The 24,089-nt window shown below is 43.9% G+C and carries 27 protein-coding genes and 1 pseudogene; 10 read left to right on the forward strand and 18 right to left on the reverse strand.

Features of this window, described 5'->3' with window-relative positions:
- Positions 1–126 precede the first annotated feature (126 nt).
- Positions 127–684, forward strand: coding sequence for a type II secretion system protein (locus IX95_RS12115; protein ID WP_038160295.1), 558 nt, complete (start codon positions 127–129; stop codon positions 682–684).
- 108 nt (positions 685–792) lie between these two features.
- On the opposite strand, the gene IX95_RS12120 is transcribed toward IX95_RS12115, so the two are convergent.
- The 4 genes from IX95_RS12120 to IX95_RS12135 all read right to left on the reverse strand — a co-directional run bounded on the left by IX95_RS12120 (position 793) and on the right by IX95_RS12135 (position 7,212).
- Positions 793–1,389, reverse strand: a complete 597-nt coding sequence (locus IX95_RS12120; RefSeq protein WP_038160297.1) for a fructose PTS transporter subunit IIA — start codon at positions 1,387–1,389, stop codon at positions 793–795.
- A 10-nt stretch (positions 1,390–1,399) separates the two neighbouring features.
- Positions 1,400–3,091, reverse strand: a complete 1,692-nt coding sequence (locus tag IX95_RS12125; protein WP_038160300.1) for an alpha-amylase family glycosyl hydrolase — start codon at positions 3,089–3,091, stop codon at positions 1,400–1,402.
- A 15-nt stretch (positions 3,092–3,106) separates the two neighbouring features.
- Positions 3,107–5,728: a glycoside hydrolase family 38 C-terminal domain-containing protein gene (locus IX95_RS12130; protein ID WP_038160303.1), complete on the reverse strand. Its 2,622-nt coding sequence runs from the start codon at positions 5,726–5,728 to the stop codon at positions 3,107–3,109.
- Between the two features lie 80 nt (positions 5,729–5,808).
- A complete protein-coding gene (locus IX95_RS12135) occupies positions 5,809–7,212 on the reverse strand; it encodes a PTS fructose transporter subunit IIC (RefSeq protein ID WP_038160306.1) in 1,404 nt (467 codons plus the stop codon).
- 171 nt (positions 7,213–7,383) lie between these two features.
- On the opposite strand from IX95_RS12135, the gene IX95_RS12140 reads away from it, so the two are divergent.
- A complete protein-coding gene (locus tag IX95_RS12140; RefSeq protein WP_038160516.1) occupies positions 7,384–8,031 on the forward strand; it encodes a MurR/RpiR family transcriptional regulator in 648 nt (215 codons plus the stop codon).
- On the opposite strand, the gene IX95_RS12145 is transcribed toward IX95_RS12140, so the two are convergent.
- The gene (locus IX95_RS12145; protein ID WP_038160309.1) at positions 8,028–8,588 is read right to left on the reverse strand and encodes an SOS response-associated peptidase; all 561 of its coding nucleotides are present in this window, start codon (positions 8,586–8,588) and stop codon (positions 8,028–8,030) included. The genes IX95_RS12140 and IX95_RS12145 overlap by 4 nt on opposite strands.
- A gap of 236 nt (positions 8,589–8,824) precedes the next feature.
- Here IX95_RS12145 and IX95_RS12150 point away from each other — a divergent pair, with 236 nt between their 5' ends.
- Both IX95_RS12150 and IX95_RS12155 read left to right on the forward strand, forming a co-directional pair.
- Entirely contained in the window at positions 8,825–9,484 is a 660-nt protein-coding gene (locus tag IX95_RS12150; RefSeq protein ID WP_038160312.1) for a nitroreductase family protein, read from the forward strand.
- A gap of 30 nt (positions 9,485–9,514) precedes the next feature.
- Entirely contained in the window at positions 9,515–9,805 is a 291-nt protein-coding gene (locus tag IX95_RS12155) for a putative quinol monooxygenase (RefSeq protein ID WP_038160315.1), read from the forward strand.
- Between the two features lie 163 nt (positions 9,806–9,968).
- Here IX95_RS12155 and IX95_RS12160 read toward each other — a convergent pair whose 3' ends face one another.
- From IX95_RS12160 to IX95_RS12170, 3 genes are all read right to left on the reverse strand, one after another.
- Positions 9,969–10,394, reverse strand: coding sequence for a GNAT family N-acetyltransferase (locus IX95_RS12160; protein WP_038160318.1), 426 nt, complete (start codon positions 10,392–10,394; stop codon positions 9,969–9,971).
- A gap of 163 nt (positions 10,395–10,557) precedes the next feature.
- Positions 10,558–11,109: a GNAT family N-acetyltransferase gene (locus tag IX95_RS12165; protein WP_038160519.1), complete on the reverse strand. Its 552-nt coding sequence runs from the start codon at positions 11,107–11,109 to the stop codon at positions 10,558–10,560.
- A gap of 160 nt (positions 11,110–11,269) precedes the next feature.
- Positions 11,270–11,638 (reverse strand): VOC family protein, encoded by a 369-nt coding sequence (locus IX95_RS12170; protein WP_038160321.1) that lies wholly within the window; start codon positions 11,636–11,638, stop codon positions 11,270–11,272.
- Between the two features lie 131 nt (positions 11,639–11,769).
- On the opposite strand from IX95_RS12170, the gene IX95_RS12175 reads away from it, so the two are divergent.
- On the forward strand, positions 11,770–12,684 hold the full coding sequence (locus IX95_RS12175) for a LysR family transcriptional regulator (RefSeq protein WP_081885432.1): 915 nt from the start codon (positions 11,770–11,772) through the stop codon (positions 12,682–12,684).
- Positions 12,685–12,954: 270 nt separating this feature from the next.
- Here the strand turns inward: IX95_RS12175 and IX95_RS25900 are convergent.
- From IX95_RS25900 to IX95_RS12190, 4 genes and pseudogenes are all read right to left on the reverse strand, one after another.
- Positions 12,955–13,305 (reverse strand): annotated as a pseudogene (locus IX95_RS25900) (integrase); the annotation flags it as partial.
- A gap of 148 nt (positions 13,306–13,453) precedes the next feature.
- Entirely contained in the window at positions 13,454–13,864 is a 411-nt protein-coding gene (locus IX95_RS12180; RefSeq protein WP_038160327.1) for a DUF2000 family protein, read from the reverse strand.
- A gap of 15 nt (positions 13,865–13,879) precedes the next feature.
- A complete protein-coding gene (locus IX95_RS12185) occupies positions 13,880–14,476 on the reverse strand; it encodes a LysE family translocator (protein WP_038160330.1) in 597 nt (198 codons plus the stop codon).
- 34 nt (positions 14,477–14,510) lie between these two features.
- A complete protein-coding gene (locus IX95_RS12190) occupies positions 14,511–15,338 on the reverse strand; it encodes a helix-turn-helix transcriptional regulator (RefSeq protein ID WP_038160332.1) in 828 nt (275 codons plus the stop codon).
- A gap of 496 nt (positions 15,339–15,834) precedes the next feature.
- On the opposite strand from IX95_RS12190, the gene IX95_RS12195 reads away from it, so the two are divergent.
- Positions 15,835–16,230 (forward strand): DUF2391 family protein, encoded by a 396-nt coding sequence (locus IX95_RS12195; protein ID WP_038160334.1) that lies wholly within the window; start codon positions 15,835–15,837, stop codon positions 16,228–16,230.
- Between the two features lie 138 nt (positions 16,231–16,368).
- Here the strand turns inward: IX95_RS12195 and IX95_RS12200 are convergent, their stop codons facing one another.
- The 3 genes from IX95_RS12200 to cspE all read right to left on the reverse strand — a co-directional run bounded on the left by IX95_RS12200 (position 16,369) and on the right by cspE (position 17,314).
- On the reverse strand, positions 16,369–16,575 hold the full coding sequence (locus IX95_RS12200; protein WP_437114624.1) for a hypothetical protein: 207 nt from the start codon (positions 16,573–16,575) through the stop codon (positions 16,369–16,371).
- A gap of 1 nt (position 16,576) precedes the next feature.
- Positions 16,577–16,723 (reverse strand): hypothetical protein, encoded by a 147-nt coding sequence (locus tag IX95_RS26650; protein WP_171354889.1) that lies wholly within the window; start codon positions 16,721–16,723, stop codon positions 16,577–16,579.
- Positions 16,724–17,101: 378 nt separating this feature from the next.
- Entirely contained in the window at positions 17,102–17,314 is a 213-nt protein-coding gene (gene cspE, locus IX95_RS12205; protein ID WP_006958529.1) for a transcription antiterminator/RNA stability regulator CspE, read from the reverse strand.
- A 546-nt stretch (positions 17,315–17,860) separates the two neighbouring features.
- Between cspE and IX95_RS12210 the strand changes: the two genes are divergently transcribed.
- Together IX95_RS12210 and IX95_RS12215 are read left to right on the forward strand one after the other, a co-directional pair.
- The gene (locus IX95_RS12210) at positions 17,861–18,199 is read left to right on the forward strand and encodes a hypothetical protein (RefSeq protein WP_038160335.1); all 339 of its coding nucleotides are present in this window, start codon (positions 17,861–17,863) and stop codon (positions 18,197–18,199) included.
- 321 nt (positions 18,200–18,520) lie between these two features.
- A complete protein-coding gene (locus IX95_RS12215; protein WP_038160337.1) occupies positions 18,521–19,360 on the forward strand; it encodes a class I SAM-dependent methyltransferase in 840 nt (279 codons plus the stop codon).
- A 76-nt stretch (positions 19,361–19,436) separates the two neighbouring features.
- Here the strand turns inward: IX95_RS12215 and IX95_RS12220 are convergent, their stop codons facing one another.
- Together IX95_RS12220 and IX95_RS12225 are read right to left on the reverse strand one after the other, a co-directional pair.
- Complete coding sequence (locus IX95_RS12220; protein WP_038160339.1) at positions 19,437–20,339, reverse strand: AraC family transcriptional regulator; 903 nt, start codon at positions 20,337–20,339, stop codon at positions 19,437–19,439.
- Between the two features lie 656 nt (positions 20,340–20,995).
- Positions 20,996–21,880, reverse strand: a complete 885-nt coding sequence (locus tag IX95_RS12225; protein ID WP_038160342.1) for a LysR family transcriptional regulator — start codon at positions 21,878–21,880, stop codon at positions 20,996–20,998.
- A gap of 117 nt (positions 21,881–21,997) precedes the next feature.
- Between IX95_RS12225 and IX95_RS12230 the strand changes: the two genes are divergently transcribed.
- Positions 21,998–22,669, forward strand: coding sequence for a type 1 glutamine amidotransferase domain-containing protein (locus IX95_RS12230; RefSeq protein WP_038160345.1), 672 nt, complete (start codon positions 21,998–22,000; stop codon positions 22,667–22,669).
- A gap of 52 nt (positions 22,670–22,721) precedes the next feature.
- On the opposite strand, the gene IX95_RS12235 is transcribed toward IX95_RS12230, so the two are convergent.
- On the reverse strand, positions 22,722–23,105 hold the full coding sequence (locus tag IX95_RS12235) for a winged helix-turn-helix transcriptional regulator (RefSeq protein ID WP_038160348.1): 384 nt from the start codon (positions 23,103–23,105) through the stop codon (positions 22,722–22,724).
- A 149-nt stretch (positions 23,106–23,254) separates the two neighbouring features.
- Between IX95_RS12235 and IX95_RS12240 the strand changes: the two genes are divergently transcribed.
- Positions 23,255–23,797: a nuclear transport factor 2 family protein gene (locus IX95_RS12240; protein ID WP_038160351.1), complete on the forward strand. Its 543-nt coding sequence runs from the start codon at positions 23,255–23,257 to the stop codon at positions 23,795–23,797.
- Positions 23,798–24,089: the final 292 nt, after the last annotated feature.

Consider the following 24,089-nt stretch of genomic DNA (forward strand, 5'->3'; position numbering starts at 1 on the left):
TCTCGGTTATTTATAAAATACCTCTCAGTAATTATAGTTATTTGTTGTCTCCATAATTGCCCCTATTGGATGGTTCTGGTACGTGGTTGTAGCCAACATGTGCATAGATAATAGGCGTATTGAAGTTTGAAAAGAAAAGCAGGTTTTACACTCATTGAACTAGTTACTGTAGTGGTAATTCTAGGCACTCTGGCCGTCGTGGCTGCACCTAAATTTCTCAGTATTCAAAAATCTGCTCGTGAAGCAACCATAGAAGGTATTGCAAACGCGATGGAAGGCGTTGTGAGTCAAGTGAGCGCCAAAGCTTATGTTAACGGATTGACACCTAGCACCTCTAACCCAGGTAATCAGCAGGACTATATCTTGGATTTCGGTATCGGAACTGTTGAAGTCGATTGGGGGGCTCTATGCCCAGAGAGTGAGGGCGAATCGGGAGATGCATTGACCATGCTCGATTTTATGACGCTGGGTACAACCGATGATCTCACAACAGCCATTGGCAATCGGCATACTGTGATAGGCTTTGAACACTCTTTTTCTGACACTGAGCTTAACAGTAGCAACATCACCACTCTGCCGCAGGGTTGTTATGTCATCTATGATTCCTTTGGAGGAAGATCTTCTGGCACCTGCCCAGCAGAGGGCTGTGTCTGTACCGTACGGGTTGAAAATACCAACTGTTAAATCAAAGTCGCCTTCCCATCTAAGCAAATCCGTTTTGCTTACTTTCAGCACAAAAAAGCCCGGTCATGCCGGGCAAAACAGAGAGAAAAATCCCTAAGACTTATCGTCTTAAAGCAATAAGAACAAGAAAGCAGAAATCAGAACACCCGCCCCCAAGACAAGTGGATACGCATGACGACTGATATCCTTTGCCATTTCGGGTTGCTCTTGCTCTACTTCCGGTTCAGGGGCTGCTTCTGTTGACACTTCTTCTTCAGCGCCAAACAGCTGCATGACTTCTTTACTCGATTTCGCTGCCACCAACTGGTCACGGAAATCGTCATCCACCAAAGAGGAAGTGAGCGTAGTCAGCACTTCCATATGTGTTGAACCAGCTTCTGCTGGCGGAATGGCGAGCAAAAAGATCATGGTCACAGGCTCATCACCATCCAGACCTTTCCACATCATTTCATCTTTAACGAATGCACAGGCAAATACGGGTTCCGTGACAGCAGCAGATTTACCATGCGGCACAGCAAGATATTCACCCAGTGCTGTCGGTCCCTCGTCTTCACGCTTCAATACCGCTTCTAGAAACTGACTCTTATCCGTCAGTTTTCCTTCTTGCTCGATTTTGTCTGTAAGAGCATGAATAGCAGCAATTCGGTCATCAAACGCCGCATCAAGCATGATCAGATTTTCAGAGGTGAGGTTCGCAAGTTTCATAGTGTGGCTCCTATTGCTCTGTCAGCCAGACAAATTGATACGGATTAAGAGTAAACTGTTTATCAAAGCTCTGATCGCTGACCAGATCCTTACCACCAGAGCTCAGCGTGACGGATTGTGTCTGCTGAGACAAATTGACGACGAAGCGAATCGCTTTGTCACCTTCGCCACGCTGTAAGCCAAACAGGCCATCACCCAGCTCTAATACCTGCTGAGATGAACTTGGTGAGAAAGCAGATTGCTGCTGGCGTACGTTTAGCAAGCGTACCATTTCACTGTAGACGTTATTGCGCAGTGAGCCTTGCTCAGCCAACTCGGCTTCGAGCGATTCGACTGAGAACTTTTTGCGGTTGATACGACGATTGATGCCAGACTCTTCCATTCCGGCCACATCGTTCTCACTGCCAAGGAAGCTGTGGTAGTAGACCGCAGGCACACCAATGAAAGAGAGCAAGATTGACTGCGCTGCGAGAAACTTCGCCGCTTTCGTCTGTGTGTCATCTTCAGGCTCAGTAATGGCACTCAAATAGTTAATGTTGAGCTCGTACGGTGACTGAGTACCATCCCCATTGTTCTTGTAGTTGACTCGACCACCCTTACGCTCAACCTGCTGACACATCATGTGGCGATCGTCGTCGCTAAGAATACCTTCCGTCGGACGTACACCAATACCATCATGGCTGGCAAGGAAGTTAAAGTAAGTCGTTTTGCTTCCAGCTTGCAACGATGCCATGGCTTCGCTTGTTAGTCCCTTCGCCCATTCGGTCAACACACTGCTGTCCTGGCTTAGGAAAGCATGCAGCGTTAAAGGTGGCAGTGGGAACTGATACACCATATGAGCTTCATCACCCTGACCAAAGTAAGAGATATTCTCTTTATGCGGCACATTGGTTTCTGTAATCAACAGAGAGCCCGGCATAACGTCATCGAGAACGATACGCCATAGCTTGATGATTTCATGGGCTTCCTCAAGGTGAATACAAGTTGTATTCAGCACTTTCCAGATAAAGCCGATGGCATCAAGACGAATAGAACGACCACCATTCGCTGCGTACATCAGCAGAATATCGATGCTTTCCAACAGCACTTTCGGGCTTTTAAAGTTAATGTCGATCTGATCGTCTGAGAACGTTGTCCAGACATGTGTCGTCTCACCCGAAGCCTTGGTAAACGGCGTCAGGAGCGGTAGTGCGCGGGGACGCGTAACGCTCGAATAATCAAGGCTCGGGTCAGACTCTACAAAATAATCCTGATAAGCCTCATCGCCCGCGAGATAGCGCTGGAACCAGTCGCTGCTCTTAGAGATGTGGTTAATCACGCAGTCGTACATCAGGTCAAAATGTTCCGCCAGCTCATTCAGCTCTTTCCAGTCACCCAAGTTCGGGTCAACCTTGCGGTAATCCACTACGCTGAAGCCGTCATCCGAAGTGTATGGGAACATAGGTAGAATATGGATATTGCTGATCGCGCCACGCAAGTACTTATCGGCAAAGTACTTCATGGTATTCAGCGTCGGCTCTCCCTCGCGGCGAATACTGTCGCCGTATGTGATGAGGTACGCCGTCGATTCGTCGACCCAGTTCTGATAAGACGGCGCATGACCACGCCACTTATCAACCAGTGCTAAAATGTCCTGTGTCAGTGATGGTGCTAGCTCTTCACCGTACAGCTTGGCAACTTTATTAAAAATCTTCTCTTTCATTGTGATTCCAACCTGTTAAATCTTGAAACTAACGCGCAGGTCAATGGCATTGTTTGGTTTGACTGTCCAATTCTGCTCGACACTCTGCTCTCGGTGATTGACACGCTCAACATCAGCGAAATGAGCGAACGCAGTGACATCAAGTTGCTGCTCACTGTCCGTCGCATTAAATAGGCGCACAATGACCGCATTGTCTTGATAGAATGAATGGCCAACGCTGGATAAAACCAACGGCTGATTCAGTTCAAACAGGCTGAATTTTTTCTCAGCTTCGCGGCTATCGAATCGAACCTGAAAACGTTCGAGACGATTCTCAAAACTGTTGAGCGACTGCTTCTGGTAGCTGAATGGGCTATCAAGATATTCACTTTCCAGCTCTCGGATTGTCTGATGCTCAGCGTTGTCCGCCAACGCAATAGCAAAGCTGAACTGCATGGATTTCTGTAACTGAGCGTCTGGCGTGTACACAACGGTGTTGTTGATGCCAGAGGCGCGGCCAGGTCGCCATAACAGGTCATCTTTACCGAGCTTGCCCGTTGCCTTAAACAAGGTCAGAGCAATCAAGTCACTGGTGTCACCTTTCAGGATCTGGAACTCTTTCAAACCACGACCGTTAACAATCAAAGCTCGATCCTCTGCCGCTACCGCAACCGCGCCATCGGTGGTTTCAATATCTACCGGACATTCGCGGAAGCTGTCACGCCAGCCATCAACATTTGGTGCCACCGGACGAGTCATCAACGCAAATGGCTGAGTGCTGATGGATGTGTCGGTCTGAACATCTGAATTAATCAAAACGCGTACACGGTGATCATCAACCTGATTAAGCGTATCGATCTCTACTTCCAGCGATTGTTTACCTTCAGTAAGCGTCAGGCGAACGATAAATTCCGCTTGAACAGATTTTTCACCATTCTGGCGAGCTTCTAGGTTTTCCGGAAGCTCAAGACTTGCTTTCAGGATCATCGACTGCTGGCTTTCACCCACATGAGATTCAACCCAGCTCAGCCCACTAGTGTACAGTGGCGTATCGCCTTCCAGCGGTGAGAAGTCATAAGAATCGCCGTCATCGGCCTGCTCTTCAAAGCGGATAAGCTGCTCAATAATACGCTCTGAACGTTTATCTTTAAGCTTAAGCTGACCATCTTCCAACCAAAGCGCTAGTTGGCTGTTTTCAATCTGAGTTGCAACAGATACCTGCACTTGGGTATCGCAATCTGTTTCCACTACCTGAAATACCTGATAACCCATTGCTGGTAGATCTGCCACATCAACATTGAGCTCAAATCGGTAATAAGGAGGAACAGGCACTTCTTTTTCGCCATCTTTAGTCACTTCGATGACTTTACCGCCATCCAGTGTTTCACGAGTGACCACTTCACTGCGAAGGGTTTTCTCGCCATCACTTAGCGCGATGGATTCATGCTTGGAAAACGCAACAACACGGGTAATGCCGCTAAATGGCGTCTTCTGGCCGTTGAAGATCATCACTTCCGAATCATCACAGGCATTGGTGGCAATTTCTTTGACCACCAAGTTGTACAAGCCATGACAGATTTCTTCCGCCTGCTTAAGACGATGCATGATATCAGCGTTGGTGGCATCGCTATTGCAACCACCCATGCTGTCGTGCGCATGGCACTCAAGGATCTTCTTCCATGCCAAGTCCACCAGCTCAGTGTGTACCGTCATGCCCTGTGCTTTGGCAATCGCAATCACCACTTCCAGTTTCTTGATCAAGAACTGTTCGATCTCAAAGTTAAGCTTTTTGATGTCGTAACGCACAGAACCAATGGTCTTGTGAATACGTGTGTAGCGCGGTGTTTTGAACTCACCATAGTAAGTCTCAAACCCTTCACTATTGCGGCGTAGAAAATCGACGAAGTTTTCCATCGAAGAAATAGAATACACATCGCCAGATGGAGAACGCTCAGACGCTGCCGCTAGCGTGGCTGGCAAATTCGGGTCGATATTGACCTGATCACCACCCGATGGAATCAATACTTCATCAAGGCCTGACAACGACTTGATCTTCTCAATCATTGGGAAGATTTTCTTATCCAGATGCTCAGCATCCGGCACGATGTTCTTCGCTGCACCGTAACCATGAACTAGGTTGTAAGCGTATATCTCATCGCCACCGTGAGATTGCCACATGAAATGGGATTTGCTGACATGTTGGTCATAATCAATACCGCGCCAGAAGACGATGTTGTCGATACCCATACCGCGGAATAGCGTTGGCATTTGCGCGTTATGACCAAATGTGTCAGGCAGGTAGCCGACTTTCATGCTGTGGCCCAACTCTTCTGCGATGTGCATGCCGTATTTCAGGTTACGGATGATGGACTCACCCGCTACGTTGTAAGTATCGGTCTGGGTGTACCAAGGGCCAATGAAGAGCTTTTTGTCTGCCACCAGCTGTGCCATACGCTCACGCATATGCGGCAGAACCTTCAGGTAATCTTCAACAATCGCAGACTGACCATCTAGGTGATAGCAGCTGTAATCCGCCTGACTTTCCAAAGTTTCAATCACTTTGGTGAAGTTGTAAGTCGCTAAAACGTCACTGTCTTGCTGAGTAAAATACCACTCACGATCCCAGTGAGTATGTGGAATGACATGTACTTTAGTCATGGGAGTTTCTCTAATCTAAATTCTGATTCTTGTTACCAGAGGCTCAATTTTGGAGAGCAGAGCCTCTGGTATGTGACGTGTTAGGCGTTAGCGCTTTGTGGCTTAGTACACAGCAGTAGTGCTACTGCGATAAACATAGAGCCAGCGAAGACGGAAATGGTGTAGCTGATTGGGTCTGAAGATAGGAACCAACCCCATACAGCTGGTAGTGGCAGGCTTTGCCATACATCCAGTACAACCGCGAGCTGTGTGCCTATGATAGAACCCAGAATCATGATTGGAATCATCTTCGGATTCTTCAGAATGAATGGGATTGCGCCTTCTGAAATACCGATCATACCTAGCATCAGTGAGGTTTTACCCACCGTCTGCTCTTCCGGAGTAAAGACACGTTTGCGGAACTTGCCATCCAGAATCGCTGCCAGACCAACACCAATCGGCGGAATAACGATACCCAGCTCGCGAGCAATCAAGTCAAAGCCTTCGCCCATACCGTTCAGGCCAAGTGCAACCGAGCCAGCAGCTTTGTTGATCGGACCACCAAGGTCAAACACAGTACCAGCAGCAATAACCATTGAATAGATACCGCGACCTGCATCGCCTGCCTGAGTGAACAGTTCAATCATAGCGATGTTCAAGGCACCAAAGAATGGGTTGATCACGTATTCCATGGTCAGCACCATCACCACGCCCGTGACTGCTGGAACCAACAGCATAGTCTTGAGCGTGGTGAGCTCTGACTTCACTTTGATCACATCATTGAGGTAACGAACCAGATAACCGACAAGGAAACCAATCGCAATAGCGCCAAAGAAGCCCGATGGCGCCCAGCCTTCAAGGTCAAAGAAGCGCTTGTAGACCTCATCACTCATGATGCCGCCAATAAAGGCTGGAATCAGAGCCGGTTTACCCGCAATCGAATACGCCAGATACGCAGCAAAGATTGGGTACATAAACTTGATGGTCATAAAACCAAGCTTATCGAGCGTTTCGATTGGCGTGCCGGAGATATCAACAAATTCACCCGTGATCTTCGCGACTGCCATTAGCAGGCCACCAAGTACTACCACTGGCAACATGTAGCTGATGCCCGTCATGATGTGGCCGATTGCCACCTGATACGCTGAACGTTTTTCTTCTGCCACTTCAATATCGGCGTCAGACTTCTCTTTACCGCGTAGGAAGACGGTTGGCAGCAGTTCATCTACGCGCTTAATCAATTCCTGAGTGCGAACTTTCAGCGGGTTGGCATTGTCAAAACGTTCCATGTCCATGATAGGTACATCGACAGCCAGAACGACGCCGTCTGCTGTCGCAATATCATGCGCTGTCAGCTTGTTCTTAACACCATCACTGCCCTGGGTTTCCACTTTGACTTCGTAGCCCTGCTTCTCAGCCCATGCCTGAATTTTTTTCGCTGCCATAAATGTGTGTGCAATGCCGGTAGGGCAAGCGGTCACTGCAACGAGTTTTTTCTTACTCATGGTTGTTCACCGTATTCTTATCAACTCCGCCAAGTATATTTAGCGTCCACGTACCAAGGTACAGTTTCCTGATACAACCCACGTATGACGATACTTTTGTGATAGCAATCAAGGAAAATATTTGCCAGTTAGCGCCTAATAATGACAATTTCATTACTAAAATTGTATGCGATGAATACATTTAAAGGCATTGAGCGTGTCATCTATGAGTACTTGATCAGCCACGCGAGTGAGCTGGCTGAGATCTCTGCGAAAACCATTGCGAACAAAGCACTCACGACGACGACTTCAGTCAATCGTGTGTGTAAAAAGATGGGCTACGCCAGTTACACTGAGCTCAGGTACAAGCTTGCCGCTGATCTGAAAAAGCAGACGCAGTCTGTGATTGAAGAAGATGACCAGATTCAACGCATCGAAAAAATCGCTCAGTCATTAAATCAGTCACCTGTGGTGTACCTCTATTCCCGTGGTGCCTCGATTGTCAGTGTCTCTTACCTTTCACGATTTCTCTCTTTGGCGAATGTTCCTCACTTAGTGATCACAGATATCCACCAATTGGCCCGCGCCGAAAGTGGTACGGTTATGCTGATCAGCAAGTCGGGAGAAACGCAGTCTGTGGTGGATATGGCCCACAATGCGAAACGCAAAGGCTTGAAGGTATTCGCGATCAGCCATACAGGGTCAACGCTCGCGGGGATTGCCAGCACCAACTTAGATCTTGCTGAGCAAGTCGATGGTATCTCACCATACAGCCGCGAATCGCAAATCCATATTCTAGAATTGGTCGATGCCATTGGCCGCGAGTTATTGACGCACTAAGCCGCAGTAATTAAAAGTTCATCGCTCCAACCTAACTCAAGGTAACTTTGTGCCTGTTGCGGCGTTGCCATTATCCACTGCTCAACACCAATATCAGGGACAAGAAATGGCATACGATGATGGTATGGTAAGCATTGTGTGTTCGGGCTTGTAGTCAGGATGACCAAATTGCCATCATCCGCCAGAATTCCGGCCATATACAGAGGCATGCCATCTGGCTTGGTAAACAAGAATTTGTTCTTTTTTCCTCCACTCTCCCACCACTCATACCAACCGTTACAAGGCACAATGACACGCCTGCGGATAAATCCGTTACGAAATGTGGGCTTAGTGGCCACCGTTTCTGACTGAGCGTTAATAATCAATCGCTTAGCCCATTCAGGCCGAGTTCCCCACTTGATATCTTTCTGACAATACGCCTGTGCTTCAAACGCCACCACAGAGACATTTTCAGTCGGTTTCAAGTCAAGGTTCATCTGAGGGAAGAAGTCGATCCCCACCAGTTGGGAAACCACTCTTGCCAGTGGATCATCCGTTACATTCAAGCATCCGCACATCTTGCTCCACCTCTTGTCGAGCACTCTGTTTAATTATGGACAATTATTTCCATAATGATTGGAAGTTTTCGCTATTTTTCCCCTTCTTTAATGTCGTTAATCTACGCCCATCGACATTGTTCATATCGAAGTCTTCGAGTTTTTGAGCTTGTTCGTTTACTTGAAATAAGGGTTCAACATCGTCCGAGCGGTTCGTGAGACCTAATGCAATTATCTAAATTCAACTAGGAGCCAACATGACTCACCCAATCATCAAAGATCTAAACACTCGTTACACAGCAAAAAAATACGACGCAAGTAAGCGCATCTCTGCTGAAGATATGGAAGTCATTAAAGAAGCGATTCGTTTATCTGCTTCTTCTATCAACTCGCAACCTTGGAAGTTCATCGTTCTTGAAAGTGACGAAGCAAAACAACGTTTCCACAACACGTTTGCCAACATGCACCAGTTCAACCAACCGCATGCCAAAGAAGCGTCTCATACGATTTTGTTTGCTCACAACCCTCGCTTTACCAAAGACAACTACAAAAAAGTGGTCGATGCAGAAGTGGCCTCAGGCCACCTGCCAGCAGAGCGATACAATGACATGTTAAACGGTGCGTTCGGCTTTGCGGAACTCAACACAGATGAGACAGGTTTCAACGGTAATTGGACAAAAGCTCAAACCTATATCGCACTGGGTAACACGCTACACACGTTGGCACGCATGGGCATCGCTTCTACACCAATGGAAGGGGTAGACCCAGAGCTAATCGGTGAAGAGTTCAAAGAAGAACTGGAAGGCTTTGTATGTGATTTTGCGCTAGCCTTGGGTTATCACAAAGACGGTGAGGATTATAACCACGGTCTGCCAAAAGCACGTCTACCTCTAGAAGATGTCATCACGACACTGTAAAACATCAGAAATTGACGAAAAGGTAAGCACATGAGCAAGTTAACGATTATCGCGAATATCATTGCCAAAGAAGGCCAGGTTGAGTTGGTTAAAGCTGAGCTGATCAAGTTGATCGACAAAACACGCGCTGAAGATGGCTGCATCAACTACGATCTGCATCAAGACAACGACAACCCAGCGCATTTCGTTTTCCATGAAAACTGGACGTCAGAAGTCGCGCTGGATAAGCATCTCGCCAGCACGCATATCGCTGACTACGTCGCAGCTGTTGACGGCACGGTAGAGACATTCACAATCAACCGCATGACGCATATTGCCTAAACGCATCGTTATCGGGATAAAAAAGCCGCATTAAGCGGCTTTTTTGTATGTGGAGGTCTTGGTAACTAGTCCGACGTTGAAGAAACGATAGGAGAGCCTCAACAGAGCTTATAAATCCTTATAAGTTTGCACATAGATACTAAATCGAAATTCTCGCAAGGCGCTACCTTTGCCAATACATGTCTACTTTTTTATAGCCTGTATACTCGCAAAGACTTTGCCCCCAGTCACGAAAACCGTGTCGAAGATAAAACTGGCGTGCTTTGTCATTATTCAGGTAAACGCAGAGATCCAACTCAGAATATTTTCTTTTCAGCACTTCCAATAATTGCGTACCGATACCACGAGATTGTGAATAAGGCTCTACAAAAATCGCAGGGATACTTCCTTTATGATAAGAAACAAAACCAAGAATGCCACGACTATCTTCATATACCCACGACTCACTATGTGTTAGGTATATATCTCGCATATTTTGTTGTTGAGATACCCAATATTCCTCAGAAATAAAATGGTGAGATTTGATTGCTGCATCAAGCCAAATAGATGCAGTTGTTTCTATGTCTTCAGGGCATAATAATCGAATCATATTTCCTCATAGTCATTTAGGACACGCTCGTTTCTTTCATGTTCTCATGAGGCTAGAACGTAACTATTCAGTTTGCTCTTAAAACGTTCATACACAATATGACTTCAGTTGTATTATCTATTTATCTTTTGACGGCTAGCTTGAGGCATTTATTACAAACTTTCTAACCTTGAACCAAATTTTCTGTTTCATTGCATAACCATTCTGCTCTTAACACTCCATACTTCAGAGAGTCATAATACTTCCCTTTGTAATAGCGTACTCTCCTTAGTCTAGCTTCTTGCTGAAAGCCTAATTTCAATGCCAATGACATCATTCTAGGATTACCTGACCATGTAGTTAAACCAACTCTATCAATTTCATAATGCTTAAACAGATACGAAATCCATAAAGGGAGGGCTAATGCTGCTATTCCTCTACCCCAAAAGTCTTTATTGTAAACAACGACACCAGCTTCAAGCCAACGAGTTTCTTCACATTCCCAGTAACAACTCACTGTCCCTACTGGAATGTCGTCACACGTAATCAACTGCATATCTTCACCAGTTAATAGTCGTTGAAATGAAGATTCTCTAAATTCTTCTAAGGAAGGGTGACGATAAGGGTAATAAGGCCCATTAAACTTCGTCCATTCATCATTGGAGGTAATCAAAGCGTAAACATCTTCTAATTCATTTGCCTTAGCGGCCCTAATGTTAGTTCTATTTTCTTTCACAATATTCGTTAGCAAGTTCATAAGTGGTCAAGCAATCTGTTCTTAGAGTTGGCCTAGTAATGTGACTCACTTTAGGCGAGTCACTATTACTAGGTACTACAAAACGAAGTACGAATGGCTCTGATTGATTGGTTAAATAGACAATGTTCTACAGTTCTATTTATATTGCACAGAAGAAATACAATTTATTACCATCCAAGTCTCGAACATATGCACCGTAAAAGTGTCCACCTCTATCTCCTGGAGCACCCTCATCATTACCACCAAGTTCTAGGGCCTTAGAGTGCATTGCGTCAACGATTAATGGGGTTGAAACTTCAAATGCCACCATGACACCATTACCGACGGTTGCAGGTTCCTCATTATATGGCTTTATTAGACAAAATTTAGATTTGTCTGGCTCTGTAGCCCATACGATGAAACGCTCTTCTACCCAAAACCTAGTCGCTCCAATCTCTTCAAAAACAGAATCATAAAACTTGCTACTAGTTTCTAAATCATTAGTACCGACAGTAACATATCCAAGCATGCTACAACCCCTTAAACACTATTATTCCGGAAAAAAGCAAAGCTTAGACTTCGCTCGCTCGATATAGGAATCATTCAATCTATCAACAAATCCCTAAACATTTTTTCAGTATATGAATAATTCACATCTTTATGAATGCACAAAATTGCCCTACAATTCTGCAAAAACGCACAGATAAGGATCATATGTTCTGCTGGGATGATATGCGCTTTGTTTTACAAGTGGTCAATACTGGCAGTTACTCTGCTGCCGCGAAAATACTTAAAGTCAATCACACTACTGTTGCGAGAAGAGTGTCGGCTCTAGAATGCTTGATTGGTGTTAAGCTTTTAACACAAACACCGAAGGGGCTTGTACTAACAGAAGAAGGAAGGGCAATTATCGGTGATATAGAGACCCTTCAAGATACGGCAAACCGCATATCCCGAAAGTTACAAGGAACCGATCACAATCTATTCGGCTCCGTCAAAATAACTATGCCAAGTGATATTTACAAATATCTCTTGTCTGATGCAATCGCTGCGTTTCTGAAAGACCACCCTAGTATACTATTAAACATCAGCTTAACGGACGACCTTCATGATCTATCGTCAAGAGAATCTGATTTAGCTATAAGGTTTACAACCTCGCCTCCTATTGATGCTATTGGGGTAAAGATCGCTTCTCTCAGCCATGCAATATATGGGATTGAAAACCTTTCAATTAATCAAGAAAGCTCTACTGGGCTGATCGTCTGGGCAGATGAAGTCGATATACCTGATTGGGCTACTTCAAGTTTTAATTTATGCCACATAGCTTTACGAGTTGATGATATTGAAGGGATGTATGAGGCGGTTAAATCTGGTGTTGGTGTTGCTCTTATGCCTTGCTACTTACCACAATTAGTTTCTGAATCAGCAGTCACCAAGCTCATGGACTATGATTCAGACTACCCTAAATGGGAATTATGGGTCATCAATCATGTCGATGTTAGAAATTCAAAGAAGCTGCAGGTAATAAAGAAATTAATAATCGACACGTTAAGTAACAAACGTTCTTATTTTTAAGGTGGATTGAATGTAGCCAAGAAGGGTGAATTTATTCGGTTGTCTTTATAGGAAAAGCTACCACTTGCGAAACAACAATCACACATTGATTGTTATAGGATCAAGTATAAATTTGGCAACGAAAAGCCACAGAATTCGGATTATATTTCTTATGGTATCTATCCATTAAAATATGTAGATTATCGATTCTAACAAGCTTTGGGGCACAGGCTTTTCAGAAGAAAAGCCTGTTTCAGCTCCTGTCAGCAGTCGGTTTGCTCAGACAACCTCAGAGCATCTTCTACTCGGAAATAGAAAACTGCTTGCCTCTAGGGGTGCTGCAAGAATCCATCAGCTAATACTTTGCTGTGTTCTTGGTGTAATATCATAGTGGACATCGGTGCCCGTTTTTTGCTGGATGCACTGAACCCTGTCATAGATAACCCCTTACAAAGAAACATTGTAAACGTGTAGCTTTAGCAAATCACTCGATCTTAACTTGCCATCTATAATAGCCAGGTTCAGTAGCACGAGCTGCATAAAATCGCTTTCAATCTCCAGCCTCATTCTTATCCGCCAGATCTTTTCAAGCTTAAATGGCCTTTTTATACCACTGCATTTTCCATAAGATGACTTTTTAATGATGACCTCCTCTCAGTGTTTTTGGTCAACATGAAGTTTGGCAGTCACATTTAGTAGGGCTCAGAAAGACCTCAAACGTTGGTGGACAAAATTGAGCCAGACTTTTCTCTGGCTCGTTATCCTAGATTTGGGTTATTACAGGTCAACCCTAATCATGAAGCTTTGCGCCTTTAACGATTTTATCCACGAGCTTTTTCTCTGCACATAGCGCAATCCCGACCAAGGGTAAGTGCTCCGTATCATAGGAACGAACGGTGCCTCGATTCGCTTCATCATGACCTGTTGCGAACATATCATCGATAAATATGGCCGTTTCTGTGTTTGCACGATGAGCGCGTTGGATAAAAGTTGGCAGTTTACTTCTCTTCACTTTAAGGACAATTGTTGGCTGAATACAAAGCGGTAGGTAGGTGTTGTCACTCCCATCTACATATCGTTCTCCAGTCTGAACCGCGGATGTTGAAGTGATGCCACCGGATAAAAAACTGACAACATTTAATTTTTGCCATACTGGTAAATCCTCCGCCACAACAATGACAAACTTAGAATTAAATTGCATATAACCTCTTATTAATCAGAACACTAAATCAATGACGGGCGAGACGCCCATCTTTAAGCCAACAAACATTAACAACACGGCCATTAGCTTATTCATGACAACTAAGTAGTCAGTTTCGTTTATCTTTTTGCCAATAAGACGCCCTGCAATGTAGTAAACCGTAGGAGCGCCAAACGCAAGTAGTGCCAAAATAGCGCACCACACAAAGATGTACCCGCCCGTAATCCCTGCAGAGGGAAATTGAACGATTGCAATAGGTAATGCAACCGTAATGCCTTTCGGATTAAGCAGCTGAAGCATCAAACCATCTCGCAAATTCATGTTTTGGCGAGACTTGAATTCAACCTTACCCACTTGGCTTACGAATATTTTGTATGCCAACCAAAGAATATAGAGAGCCCCCAGTATTGCGGTCCATTGTAAGAAAGCATCATTCATTAATGTCTCGCCAATCAGCGAAACCGCGCTGAATAATGCAAGCATGGCGATTGAGACACCGAGGCTAAAGCCAAATATTGAACTTTGTTTCTGTATGCCACTGTTTAAGCAGATAGCGTTGACTGGCCCCGGGGTGTACATGACCCCTAGAGCATAAATAATTATGTCCAGCATAGCGTTGATCTTTTGGTCTATGCTTTAGTTGAGGCTAAAGCGAGAGCTGTTTTTGATATTGGGTTGGCGTGATGCCAAACGTATTTTTGAAGTTACGATTTAGATGACTCAAATCAGAAAAGCCGTACTTAAACGCTATATTCGCTGCACTATCACCTAGCTCTAACTCGCGTTTTACACGGTTGATTTTATAGCTAAGTACATACTGATGTGGCGTCATACCAAACTGTTTGTTAAACAGTCGAATGAAATGATATTTAGACATATTGGCAGCGTTTGAAATCTCTTCAATCCCTAGTTTTCGATTTAGGTTGAAGTGAATAAACTCTTTTGCTTGCTCCAATAGTTTGTCTGTTCGCCCATACGCCACCTTCTCAATAAACGAGCCATCGCCCAGGCGAACAATCGAGTGCGCAATGCCCAGTAAGAGGTGCTCTTCTTCTAGTGAAGAAAGCGGCCGTTCTAAGTTCATAGAGCGGGCAAATGAAATGATCTGGCGTTGCAACACCGCATCATGAAAGGATGACGCTTTCAATCGAGACTGATCCTTAGACACACTCCCTATGCTTTGCATCAAACTCATCATTGTTGATTCAGGTATGTAGAGCATTTCATACTCCATATCTTTTCCACCTCCAGCATGCCCATCATGAACCTGCTCTGGATTAAAAAAGACAACGTTTCCTGCCTGACTTTTATGAAAAGCGCCATTGCTAAAAAAGTCCTGTCGACCACGGCAAGTCACACCAATACTGAACTCTTCATGAGCATGTTTACCGTAACTAAAGTCTCTCATCTTTGCCGAAAATGAACACAGCCCTAGAGTATGCGCACTTTTTTGATAACTAAATTGTTCTTGCATTCTGACAGACTCTATCTATTTGGTGGAAACATAAGGAAAGTATAGAGAGCAAGTGATGGTGAAGATAGAACAAAATTGCTCAATGCATAACCGTTGCTTTTTCTTATCTAGAAAACTTTGGGGTACTTTCGGTCTAGAAAGGGCCGAGTGAAAGGGTTCTGGACACAAACGAGTCTGCTAGTTTTCTAAATTGATATTCTTCGGACTTTAGTTAGAAATGTGAATGTTCCATTTGCGCATTACATTAGGTGTTTTTTAATCAACAAACTCAAGTACACAGTGTGACGGTTTGATCGTTAACTGGCCACTCTTTTCGCAGCGTCTAATGTGGATGAGAAAGTTCGAGCTAATCTGCGGCCTTTCTAACTTGAAAGTGACGCTTTTTTTCCTGAGTGAGATTTCGTTTATTATTGCGGCTAAACTTAATTTCATACTGACTCAGAGGTCAGCACCCCTGACCTGTTGTCCTCAGCCTCGAAAAAGTCGGGAGACTATTGTGAAATACAGCTTTAATTTCGAAGACGCTAGTCAAATATTTGTTGGGGCGTTCGCGCTCGCTGTCCCAATCTCTTTTTCAGAAGAAGCTTGGCGCCTAGGCGAAACATTGCCGTTACAAAACTTATTCATGTTGTTCTTACTGTCGCTGGTTTTTCTTACCTTATACACTTTTGAAAGTGTCTTTCAGCGTAATATCATCAATCGCAAATTTGTTTTGATACTGCGTATCGTTGTCGCCTATCTCATCACAACTTTAGTGGTTATGCTGGTTCTGTTCTGCATCAATAAATTTCCTCTATTTTCAGACCCGCTAGTTGCGCTAAAACGAGTCATCATTATTTCCATGCCAGCTTCAATGGGAGCGATTGTTGTGGATAGCTTTGATAAGGAGTAGCTGATAAGAAATGAGTAAGTTTTCTTACAGCCGGAGCTATTGGTTAATACGAACGAGTACACTCGAAGGTTAGCTAAAGGAACTGTCCGATAGTGTGGGAAGATACCGCATGCTGGGAGTGTTCATGGAGTGCAGGGGTTAATTGGCGTTTATGAATCGTTCAGCGCTTGCAAACAGCCTATCGCAGTTTTTTTTCTGCTTGGTGTGCTCGGGAGTACCTTCCACCAAAGCATCAAGAATTTCTTTAGCTTTATTGTATTCAGCCACCATAAGAGAAAATTTCTCTTCAAAATTACTCTTTTGGATTTTCTTACTTGATTTTTTAGCAACTTTTCTCATTTTCATTTCATAGATCCCATAATTTTTTCTGCTCACGCTCTAATAGAATATTCTCGATCTTCTTTCTAATCTCATGAATGGTTTCTTTACGATCACCGCTTTCATTACTCTCGACGATTTTTGCTTTCAACTTACGACCCACTGTTTTTTTCAAAGACTAATTTCCTCTTCTTGCCAGATATAAAAGTGTCCCAAGACTCTATCTAGTGAGTCTCGTATTTCCCCAGTATTTTTAGATTCACAAAACGAAAAATTTAAGTTTAAGCAGTGAGTATTTGATCTGGAAAGGATATGACGTTTCAAAACATCGCTATTTAGCTGTTGGATGGTTGCTAACCATGAAATATTGTTGTGATAAAGATAATATTTAATTTGGTACAATTAACTTTTACTCTCAAGGTTCTTTTTCTCACGCAAAACATAGTACCAATATTTTTTTCGGTTGGTTCTTCGAGTCATATTACTCCTTAACTAGTGCTCCAATGAAGAGATCTTACCGTAACTAGGAGTCAGCAAGATCTCAGCAGAATACTTACAATACAGTAACGTCAGCTGCTTGCGGGCCTTTGCCACCTTGCTCTACGTTAAAGGCAACTTTTTGGCCTTCTGCTAGTGTTTTAAAGCCATCACTAGCAATTGATCTGAAATGAACAAATACGTCAGCAGTGCCATTATCTGGCGCAATAAATCCAAAGCCTTTTGTTTCGTTGAACCACTTTACTGAGCCAGTTGTTTTATTTGACATGTATATCTCGATGATTGATTAATAAAATAAGAGAGCTACTAAATAAGGAATGAAGAAAAAGGTATCACAGGGCAGGATAGAGATGATGAATCAAATCAATAGAGTACTGAGAAGAACTTGAACTTAATAAGTTATCAATAGCTCACTGTTTGAGCTGGATACTACTATACACGGTATGAACTAAATAGATACATATTTCTTCTTATATTTTTATTTTCAATACAAATCAAATAGTTAACAAATATTCGCTCACTATACCTATTTGAAATTTCAACATATACTCGTTATTAGTAAATAGAGATATAGGCCACCGATATAGATAAACGGTTCAATGAAATAAGTGACTTAGTAACACTTTCCAACAAACTTTGGGGCAAAAGTAAGTTAGCATTATTAGCTAGCTCGGTGTTGAATATAAACGTATTTCAAGTTGGCCTAGTAATTGTCAGGAAATGGCGCAGAAACAGCGCCTTTAGCCACTAATTCTCTACTCTGCTCTCCCCTGATAGTGATACAATCCCCGCATCAGAATTACCGAGAAACTCTATGTTTATCCATCATGTTAATGGCATCGACTGGCTGGTGATTACCGCCTTTGAAGAACTGAAACCTCTATTTATTGAAGAAGCTGGTGCGATCCCCTCTTGCTTCTCTGCCGCCAGCGCATTGAGCCTGATTGATCAAGCCAAGCGCGCTTATGGATATTTGCCTTCACTCGACGGCGTAATCGCTGATACCGGCACTTTTCAAAGCCCTGATAACGATGAAGATTTAAATCCACAGCTTGCGTGCCTAGTTGAGGGACGTGGTCGAGTGTTTATCTACCACGGCGGCTTTGTCGCTTTTGTGGATGACGAGCAAACCTTTATTACCCGAATGGGCTGAAACCTATTAAGTAAGTTGAAATAGGCGAATTGCCTAGTAAGGATTGGGGCATCAATTCGCCAGTAGCTTTGCTAGGTTGACTCTAAACGAGTGATACCCCCATCCACCCCTGCTTTATGAAACTATTAGCTACCCAAATTGACCCCGCTCTAAACTTGCTATAGTCTCAGCGTGATTTTTACTTCATCTAAAAGGAGGCACTTTCAATGATTAACAATAAAAACATTACTTCTTTAACGCATCCTTACTGCATTTTAGGGACAACATCGGCCCTGTAGTTTGTTGTGAGGATGGCAATTTAATCATTGTCGGAATTACAAAATGTTTGAAAAAATTAACAATGCAACGGCTAAACCTGCTGTTTGGTCAAAATATACAGCGGATGTCCTATGGACTGACAGTCACATAGCAAAGCAAATGCTGGAGTTTCATCTAAATCCTGCTTTAAGCCTTGCCTCTAGAACGTCGCCTTTCATTGACGAATCTGTTGCATGGCTGGTTTCTGAATTTAAGTTAAACGAAACCTCCAAGGTCATTGATTTTGGTTGTGGTCCAGGGCTTTATACTCATCGACTTAAAGCGAAAAATATCGGCACAGTAGTTGGTTTAGATTTTTCCAAGAACTCATTGAAGCATGCGACAACACAGGCTGAACAAGCAGGCCTTGATATTGAGTACAACTATGGGAACTATCTTGAATATAGTGATTCACGAAAGTTCGATTTGATCACCTTAGTTATGTGCGATCTGTGTGCTTTGAGCCCAAAACAACGTTCAAAGCTTTATGGCAAATTTAAGTCACTACTTGCTCCAAACGGCTCGATTGCACTCGATGTTTATACGGAAACAAGATTTGCCAATCAAAATGAATCTCTAAACCTTGAAAAGAACTCTATGAATGGTTTCTGGAGTAACAAGGATTATTGGTGCATTCAGTCCTCTTTCAAATATGAGGATGAGAAGGTTACTTTGGATCTCTATGCGATCTCTCAGGAAGACAAAGATTGGACTGTGTTCAACTGGCTTCAGCACTTTACTGTTGAAGCTCTAAATCAGGAACTCGATGCTCACGGCTTAGAGATTAAACGAGCTTACAGCGATCTAAAGGGTACACCATTTGTTGATGGTGATGAGATGGCACTAGTTATTGGCCACAAATAGCTTGGTACTTGACTAAAAGAGGGCATTGCGCCCTCTTTTTACATTAACGGCTTTCGGGGTCCGCTACCTTGAACCGTTACTGCTTAATCGCAGTACAAAAGCTCACATCGGAGTGTTGAGTCACTGGGTCATAACTGTGGTAAAGCTCGAAACAAGGTCGATCATCGTTTTCCATTCCAGAATTAATCACGTTACTCATTAGATCATCCCATGCTTTTGAGTACTGAGTAGGCTCGGTAATCTTCTGACGCATAACCGCGTAATCGCCACCCGGAAAGTCCTGCAGTTCTATATTGCCCGGTACTTCCGTGCCCTCTGGCACCATTAAGCAGATATCGGTACGGCACTTATCATTTGGGGTAATTTCCGGGTTGTCGTGAAAAATAAAGATGCAGGTATTTTCTGCCAGTCCCTTCATTCCAGCCCACTGATAAAGGCGACTTGATGGTTTCTGATAGCCTTCGCCATAAGGACCAGTAACTCGAACATAGGCTAGTTTTGTTGCTTCAAACTTTTGAATTTCCATTGTCTTGCTCCACATCGTTGGTTCCGAGCCAGTATATGGATCGCCACTCTCGCCTTCGTTTCCATTCTTGCGCAACGTGTGTCCAATCTTGCTGTTTCGCGCCAGTTTGGAAAATTCTTGATAGTTTTCACAATCTCTAAACGCAGTTGGTGTTACGCCATAGTGCTGCTTGAATGCCTTTGCCAGACTCTGCGAAGAGGAAAAACCGTACTCAAGTGCAATGTTGAGTATTGGTTGCTTAGACTTGAACAGATCATCAGCAGCGGCGGCTAGTCTCAGGCGGCGAATGTAGTCAGCCAGAGTCTCACCCTGTACCGCTTTAAACGTGCGATGAAAATGATATGGCGATAAGTTAGCCAAGGCGGCGACTTCTGGCAGGTTTAAAGGTTGGTTAAAATGTTTTTCCAGATAGCGAATGACTGGAGTTAGCCGTTTTTTGTAATCAACGCGCATTCTTGGTTCATCCTTGCTTAATTTGCAGAAAAGCCTACCCCACAGCACGCTCGCTTCAAAGCTATGATTGGATAAATGTATAGCGTGTCTCGACAATTCGCCTCAGACAAGAACAACTGTCAACACTTGGAAGCCGCACATAGCAGGCTGGAGGGTGATATAACAGTAATAGTAGGTATCTGACTGATATACAGAGAGTTGTGTTTAGTAGATCATGAGTGGTTACAAAATGACCATTGTAAAGAAAATCAAAAAGAGGAATATGGACTTATGAGCTGCAAACAGGAGATAGTTTATGACTTTATTTCTGACAATCATGATTTTTCTGAGCTTCATGGCTATGCTCGCTATTGGCGTTATGTTTTCCCGCAAGCCTCTAAAAGGAGGTGGATGTTGCAAAGCATCCGACGTAGATAGTATTACAAAAAACAACATCAAGAATCGCACTGATACTTAACTGAGTAAACGTGCTCTGAACATCTACTCGAACGATTCTGGCACAATAGATTTGTTCACCAATTTGTCTTTCATCACCATCTGAATATCGAGCAGAAAACATTCGTCATTGACAGAAAGTTGCGCTCAGCAAGAGTTAAAATTCTTATACTCGAAAAGACTGCTATCTCTTTTTGCGGGAATCAATTCATTAATGGTATTTACTCTTGCCAATCAGCAAAATAAGAGACCAAGTAATCTATCGCCATTCTCGCTTTCTGAGGTAAAAACCGTCGATTCTGATACACAATCCAACTGCTTGAGCCTTTTCCCCAAAATGGTTCCAGAACTGGAATCAGTTTCCCTTCTTCAATCGCATGGTTAAAACTGCTTTTGGGTAAATACGCGATACCGAGGCCTTGCTCACAAGCTTCAATCACGGCTGTGGAGTTGTTGCTGCGCCATCGACCATGAACACGGACTGCATTCAGTGGTTTACCTTCATGTTCGAACAGCCAATGATCATTGTTGGCAATAATACAGCTATGTTGCTTTAACTGCTCAGGATGGGTCGGTTGCCCAAATTGTTCGAGATAGTCACGACTTGCCGCGGCGGCCATAGGCCTGTCTGCCAATTTTCTTGCCACTAATCCTGAGTCATTAAGCCGACCATAGCGAATAGCAAAGTCGATACCGTCTTCAATGAAATTGACCATGCGAGTATTGAAATCGAGTTCCACCGTCAAATCTGGGTACTTCTTTGCAAACGCCATCAAAGCCGGCGCTACATAATTCTCCGCAAATGCCCCTGCGGCGCTCACTCGCAGCGTACCACTGAGCTGAATGTGCTGTGAGGAAAGCTGCTCATTCGCATGCTGAAGCCCGTTTACCAGCTCTTTGCATTGGCGATAGTAAATTTGCCCGGCATCCGTCAATGACACCATACGCGTCGATCGGGCAAGCAACGCCACCCCAACACGCGCTTCAAGTCGGGAGACTTGCCGGCTAACGTGACTCGTACTGCATCCCAGCTGCTTCGCCGCAGATGAAAACCCTTGGCTCTCCGCTACCGCAACAAACTCATTGATCCCTTCGAAACTGTCCATACTCACCTTTGCTATATGGCAATAATGTTTTGCAGATTACCCATATTATCAATCAAATGATTCACAATTAGTATGTGGGTGAACTAAAAATATGAGTCAGCGAGAAAGGATAGAATCATGAAAAAAGTACTAATACCTGTCACTAATCACGCCACACTAGGCAGCACAGAGCAAGCAAATGGCACATACGCGCCAGAACTCACTCACGTGCTTAAAGAGTTAATCAACGCTGGTATTGAATACGATATTGCTTCGATCAAAGGTGGTAAAGCACCGTTATACGGGACAGATATCGAAGGAGATAACATTAATGCGGAGATTTTGTCAGATGATGATTTCCTAAATCGAATCAACAACACGATTCCGGTATCTCAGATAAACAGTGACGATTACGATGCCATTTTCTATCCGGGTGGTTTTGGCTTGCTGTCTGATCTTGCCGTCAATAAAGACTTTGCCATGATCGCCGCTAAACATTATGAAGATGGTGGTGTTTTAGCATCGGTATGTCATGGCCCTGCGGCGCTGCTGCCAATTACACTAAGCAATGGCGAGAAGCTATTGGCTTCTAAGTCGGTCACAGGCTTCACCCGAGAAGAAGAAATCGACTTCGGCACCATTAACGATATTCCATTCTTACTGGAAGAGTCACTAGCACGAAGTGCAGCACGCTTTAGCAAGGTTCAACCTTGGCAAGAGCTTGTCATTGTCGACGAACGTGTCATTACAGGCCAAAACCCAACCAGTGCACACGGTGTAGGCCAGAAGTTGGTGGAAATTTTAGCTTAATAGATTTGGCATCAAGGCATAAATTCCACAGCCTGCCTTGGTGCCAGCTCTTTTATGCATTTCTCTCGTCGTAAGCTTTGCGTGCACGTTCAATATCCTGCCTATGGTCATCAGCCCACGAGACTAATTGATAAAGAGGCTTAACTAGCTCTCCTCCCATCTCCGTCAAGCAGTATTCTACTTTTACCGGTACTTCGGGGTAGACCGTTCTATTCACATAGCCCTCTCGCTCTAAATCTCTCAATGTTTGAGTCAGCATCCGTTGAGATATACCTTCAATCCTTGATTTTAAAGAGTTGAACCGATCTTCCCCATCCACCAACGCAAACAAAATCAAGAGCGACCACTTGTCACCGATTTGCGAAACCACATTGCGTACTGCGCAATCTTCATTGTTATGAAAAACTCGTCTTTCAGCTTTAGCTTGTTCAGCCATTCTTTACCCTTTATCCAACCCTGAGCGCCGCATAGGTTACCAAAATGTGCCTAGCGAACGCGAAAGTGCCTTCTTGTTATGTAGGTTACTATTAATTACTATAATGATCAATGTATACCTAAACAACAATAAGTACCTTGGAGAGAGCTATGCTAAAACTAATCACATCCGCCATACTTTTGCTAATAAGTACAACGAGTTATGCACAATCATCAGACAACATAACAATTAACCTACAAGAGTTGCAGAAACCAAACTGGACTGAACAAGAACTGGCCAACGCCGAATTGATTACCGATTTTGTGCAGAACTTAATGAATGACCATAACTTTGATTATGTTCTGGAGCACTACAACGACAGCGCCTATACACAACACAACCGTAACTTGCCTGACAAAGTGACAGGCTTGGTTGGCTTCCTGAAAGAGTTCGTAGAGGATTACCCTGATTACACCTACGACGTAAAACACATCTATGTGGATGGTGACTACGTGATTTTCCATTCACATGCCACTTTGGACAAAGAAGACCGAGGAAATGATGAGAAAGGCATGAATATCATCGATACGTGGCGAATCGAAGACGGCAGAATCGTTGAACACTGGGATTCAATCCAAGCGCTCGACTTCTCGATGAGACTTTATTCTCTGCTTAGTGGCGGTGATATCGAAAACGCTAATGGCGTGTTCTAAATCCCCCAGCACACCTGAGCATATACAAAGGGCGATCATCGCCCTTTGCCATTTCTGAGATGTCCCCCACCTGCTGAAGATACGCTTTCATCTACGTCTATCACCCGCCCAAAGATGCCTATCCAATTCGTTGCTTCGCTCAGCTATTAGGCTGCACGTCCTTCAAAGTAATAAAAATGTGACGACTAGCTTGAGTTTAAACTCTACTTACTAAAGTTATTGAAAATTGTGCAGACAAACTACTAGATATTAATGTTGTTGCTTACTTGTTGTAGGGCATCAACAAACATTA

The sequence above is a fragment of the Vibrio sp. B183 genome (assembly GCF_000740665.1).
Classification (GTDB): domain Bacteria; phylum Pseudomonadota; class Gammaproteobacteria; order Enterobacterales; family Vibrionaceae; genus Vibrio; species Vibrio coralliilyticus.

Coding starts and splice junctions, on each gene's coding strand:
- IX95_RS12120 (WP_038160297.1), bottom strand. CDS start 1,389: ATGAAACTTGCGAACCTCACCTCTGAAAATCTGATCATGCTTGATGCG.
- IX95_RS12125 (WP_038160300.1), bottom strand. CDS start 3,091: ATGAAAGAGAAGATTTTTAATAAAGTTGCCAAGCTGTACGGTGAAGAG.
- IX95_RS12130 (WP_038160303.1), bottom strand. CDS start 5,728: ATGACTAAAGTACATGTCATTCCACATACTCACTGGGATCGTGAGTGG.
- IX95_RS12135 (WP_038160306.1), bottom strand. CDS start 7,212: ATGAGTAAGAAAAAACTCGTTGCAGTGACCGCTTGCCCTACCGGCATT.
- IX95_RS12140 (WP_038160516.1), top strand. CDS start 7,384: ATGAATACATTTAAAGGCATTGAGCGTGTCATCTATGAGTACTTGATC.
- IX95_RS12145 (WP_038160309.1), bottom strand. CDS start 8,588: ATGTGCGGATGCTTGAATGTAACGGATGATCCACTGGCAAGAGTGGTT.
- IX95_RS12150 (WP_038160312.1), top strand. CDS start 8,825: ATGACTCACCCAATCATCAAAGATCTAAACACTCGTTACACAGCAAAA.
- IX95_RS12155 (WP_038160315.1), top strand. CDS start 9,515: ATGAGCAAGTTAACGATTATCGCGAATATCATTGCCAAAGAAGGCCAG.
- IX95_RS12160 (WP_038160318.1), bottom strand. CDS start 10,394: ATGATTCGATTATTATGCCCTGAAGACATAGAAACAACTGCATCTATT.
- IX95_RS12170 (WP_038160321.1), bottom strand. CDS start 11,638: ATGCTTGGATATGTTACTGTCGGTACTAATGATTTAGAAACTAGTAGC.
- IX95_RS12175 (WP_081885432.1), top strand. CDS start 11,770: ATGAATGCACAAAATTGCCCTACAATTCTGCAAAAACGCACAGATAAG.
- IX95_RS12180 (WP_038160327.1), bottom strand. CDS start 13,864: ATGCAATTTAATTCTAAGTTTGTCATTGTTGTGGCGGAGGATTTACCA.
- IX95_RS12185 (WP_038160330.1), bottom strand. CDS start 14,476: ATGCTGGACATAATTATTTATGCTCTAGGGGTCATGTACACCCCGGGG.
- IX95_RS12190 (WP_038160332.1), bottom strand. CDS start 15,338: ATGCAAGAACAATTTAGTTATCAAAAAAGTGCGCATACTCTAGGGCTG.
- IX95_RS12200 (WP_437114624.1), bottom strand. CDS start 16,575: ATGAAAATGAGAAAAGTTGCTAAAAAATCAAGTAAGAAAATCCAAAAG.
- cspE (WP_006958529.1), bottom strand. CDS start 17,314: ATGTCAAATAAAACAACTGGCTCAGTAAAGTGGTTCAACGAAACAAAA.
- IX95_RS12210 (WP_038160335.1), top strand. CDS start 17,861: ATGTTTATCCATCATGTTAATGGCATCGACTGGCTGGTGATTACCGCC.
- IX95_RS12215 (WP_038160337.1), top strand. CDS start 18,521: ATGTTTGAAAAAATTAACAATGCAACGGCTAAACCTGCTGTTTGGTCA.
- IX95_RS12220 (WP_038160339.1), bottom strand. CDS start 20,339: ATGCGCGTTGATTACAAAAAACGGCTAACTCCAGTCATTCGCTATCTG.
- IX95_RS12225 (WP_038160342.1), bottom strand. CDS start 21,880: ATGGACAGTTTCGAAGGGATCAATGAGTTTGTTGCGGTAGCGGAGAGC.
- IX95_RS12230 (WP_038160345.1), top strand. CDS start 21,998: ATGAAAAAAGTACTAATACCTGTCACTAATCACGCCACACTAGGCAGC.
- IX95_RS12235 (WP_038160348.1), bottom strand. CDS start 23,105: ATGGCTGAACAAGCTAAAGCTGAAAGACGAGTTTTTCATAACAATGAA.
- IX95_RS12240 (WP_038160351.1), top strand. CDS start 23,255: ATGCTAAAACTAATCACATCCGCCATACTTTTGCTAATAAGTACAACG.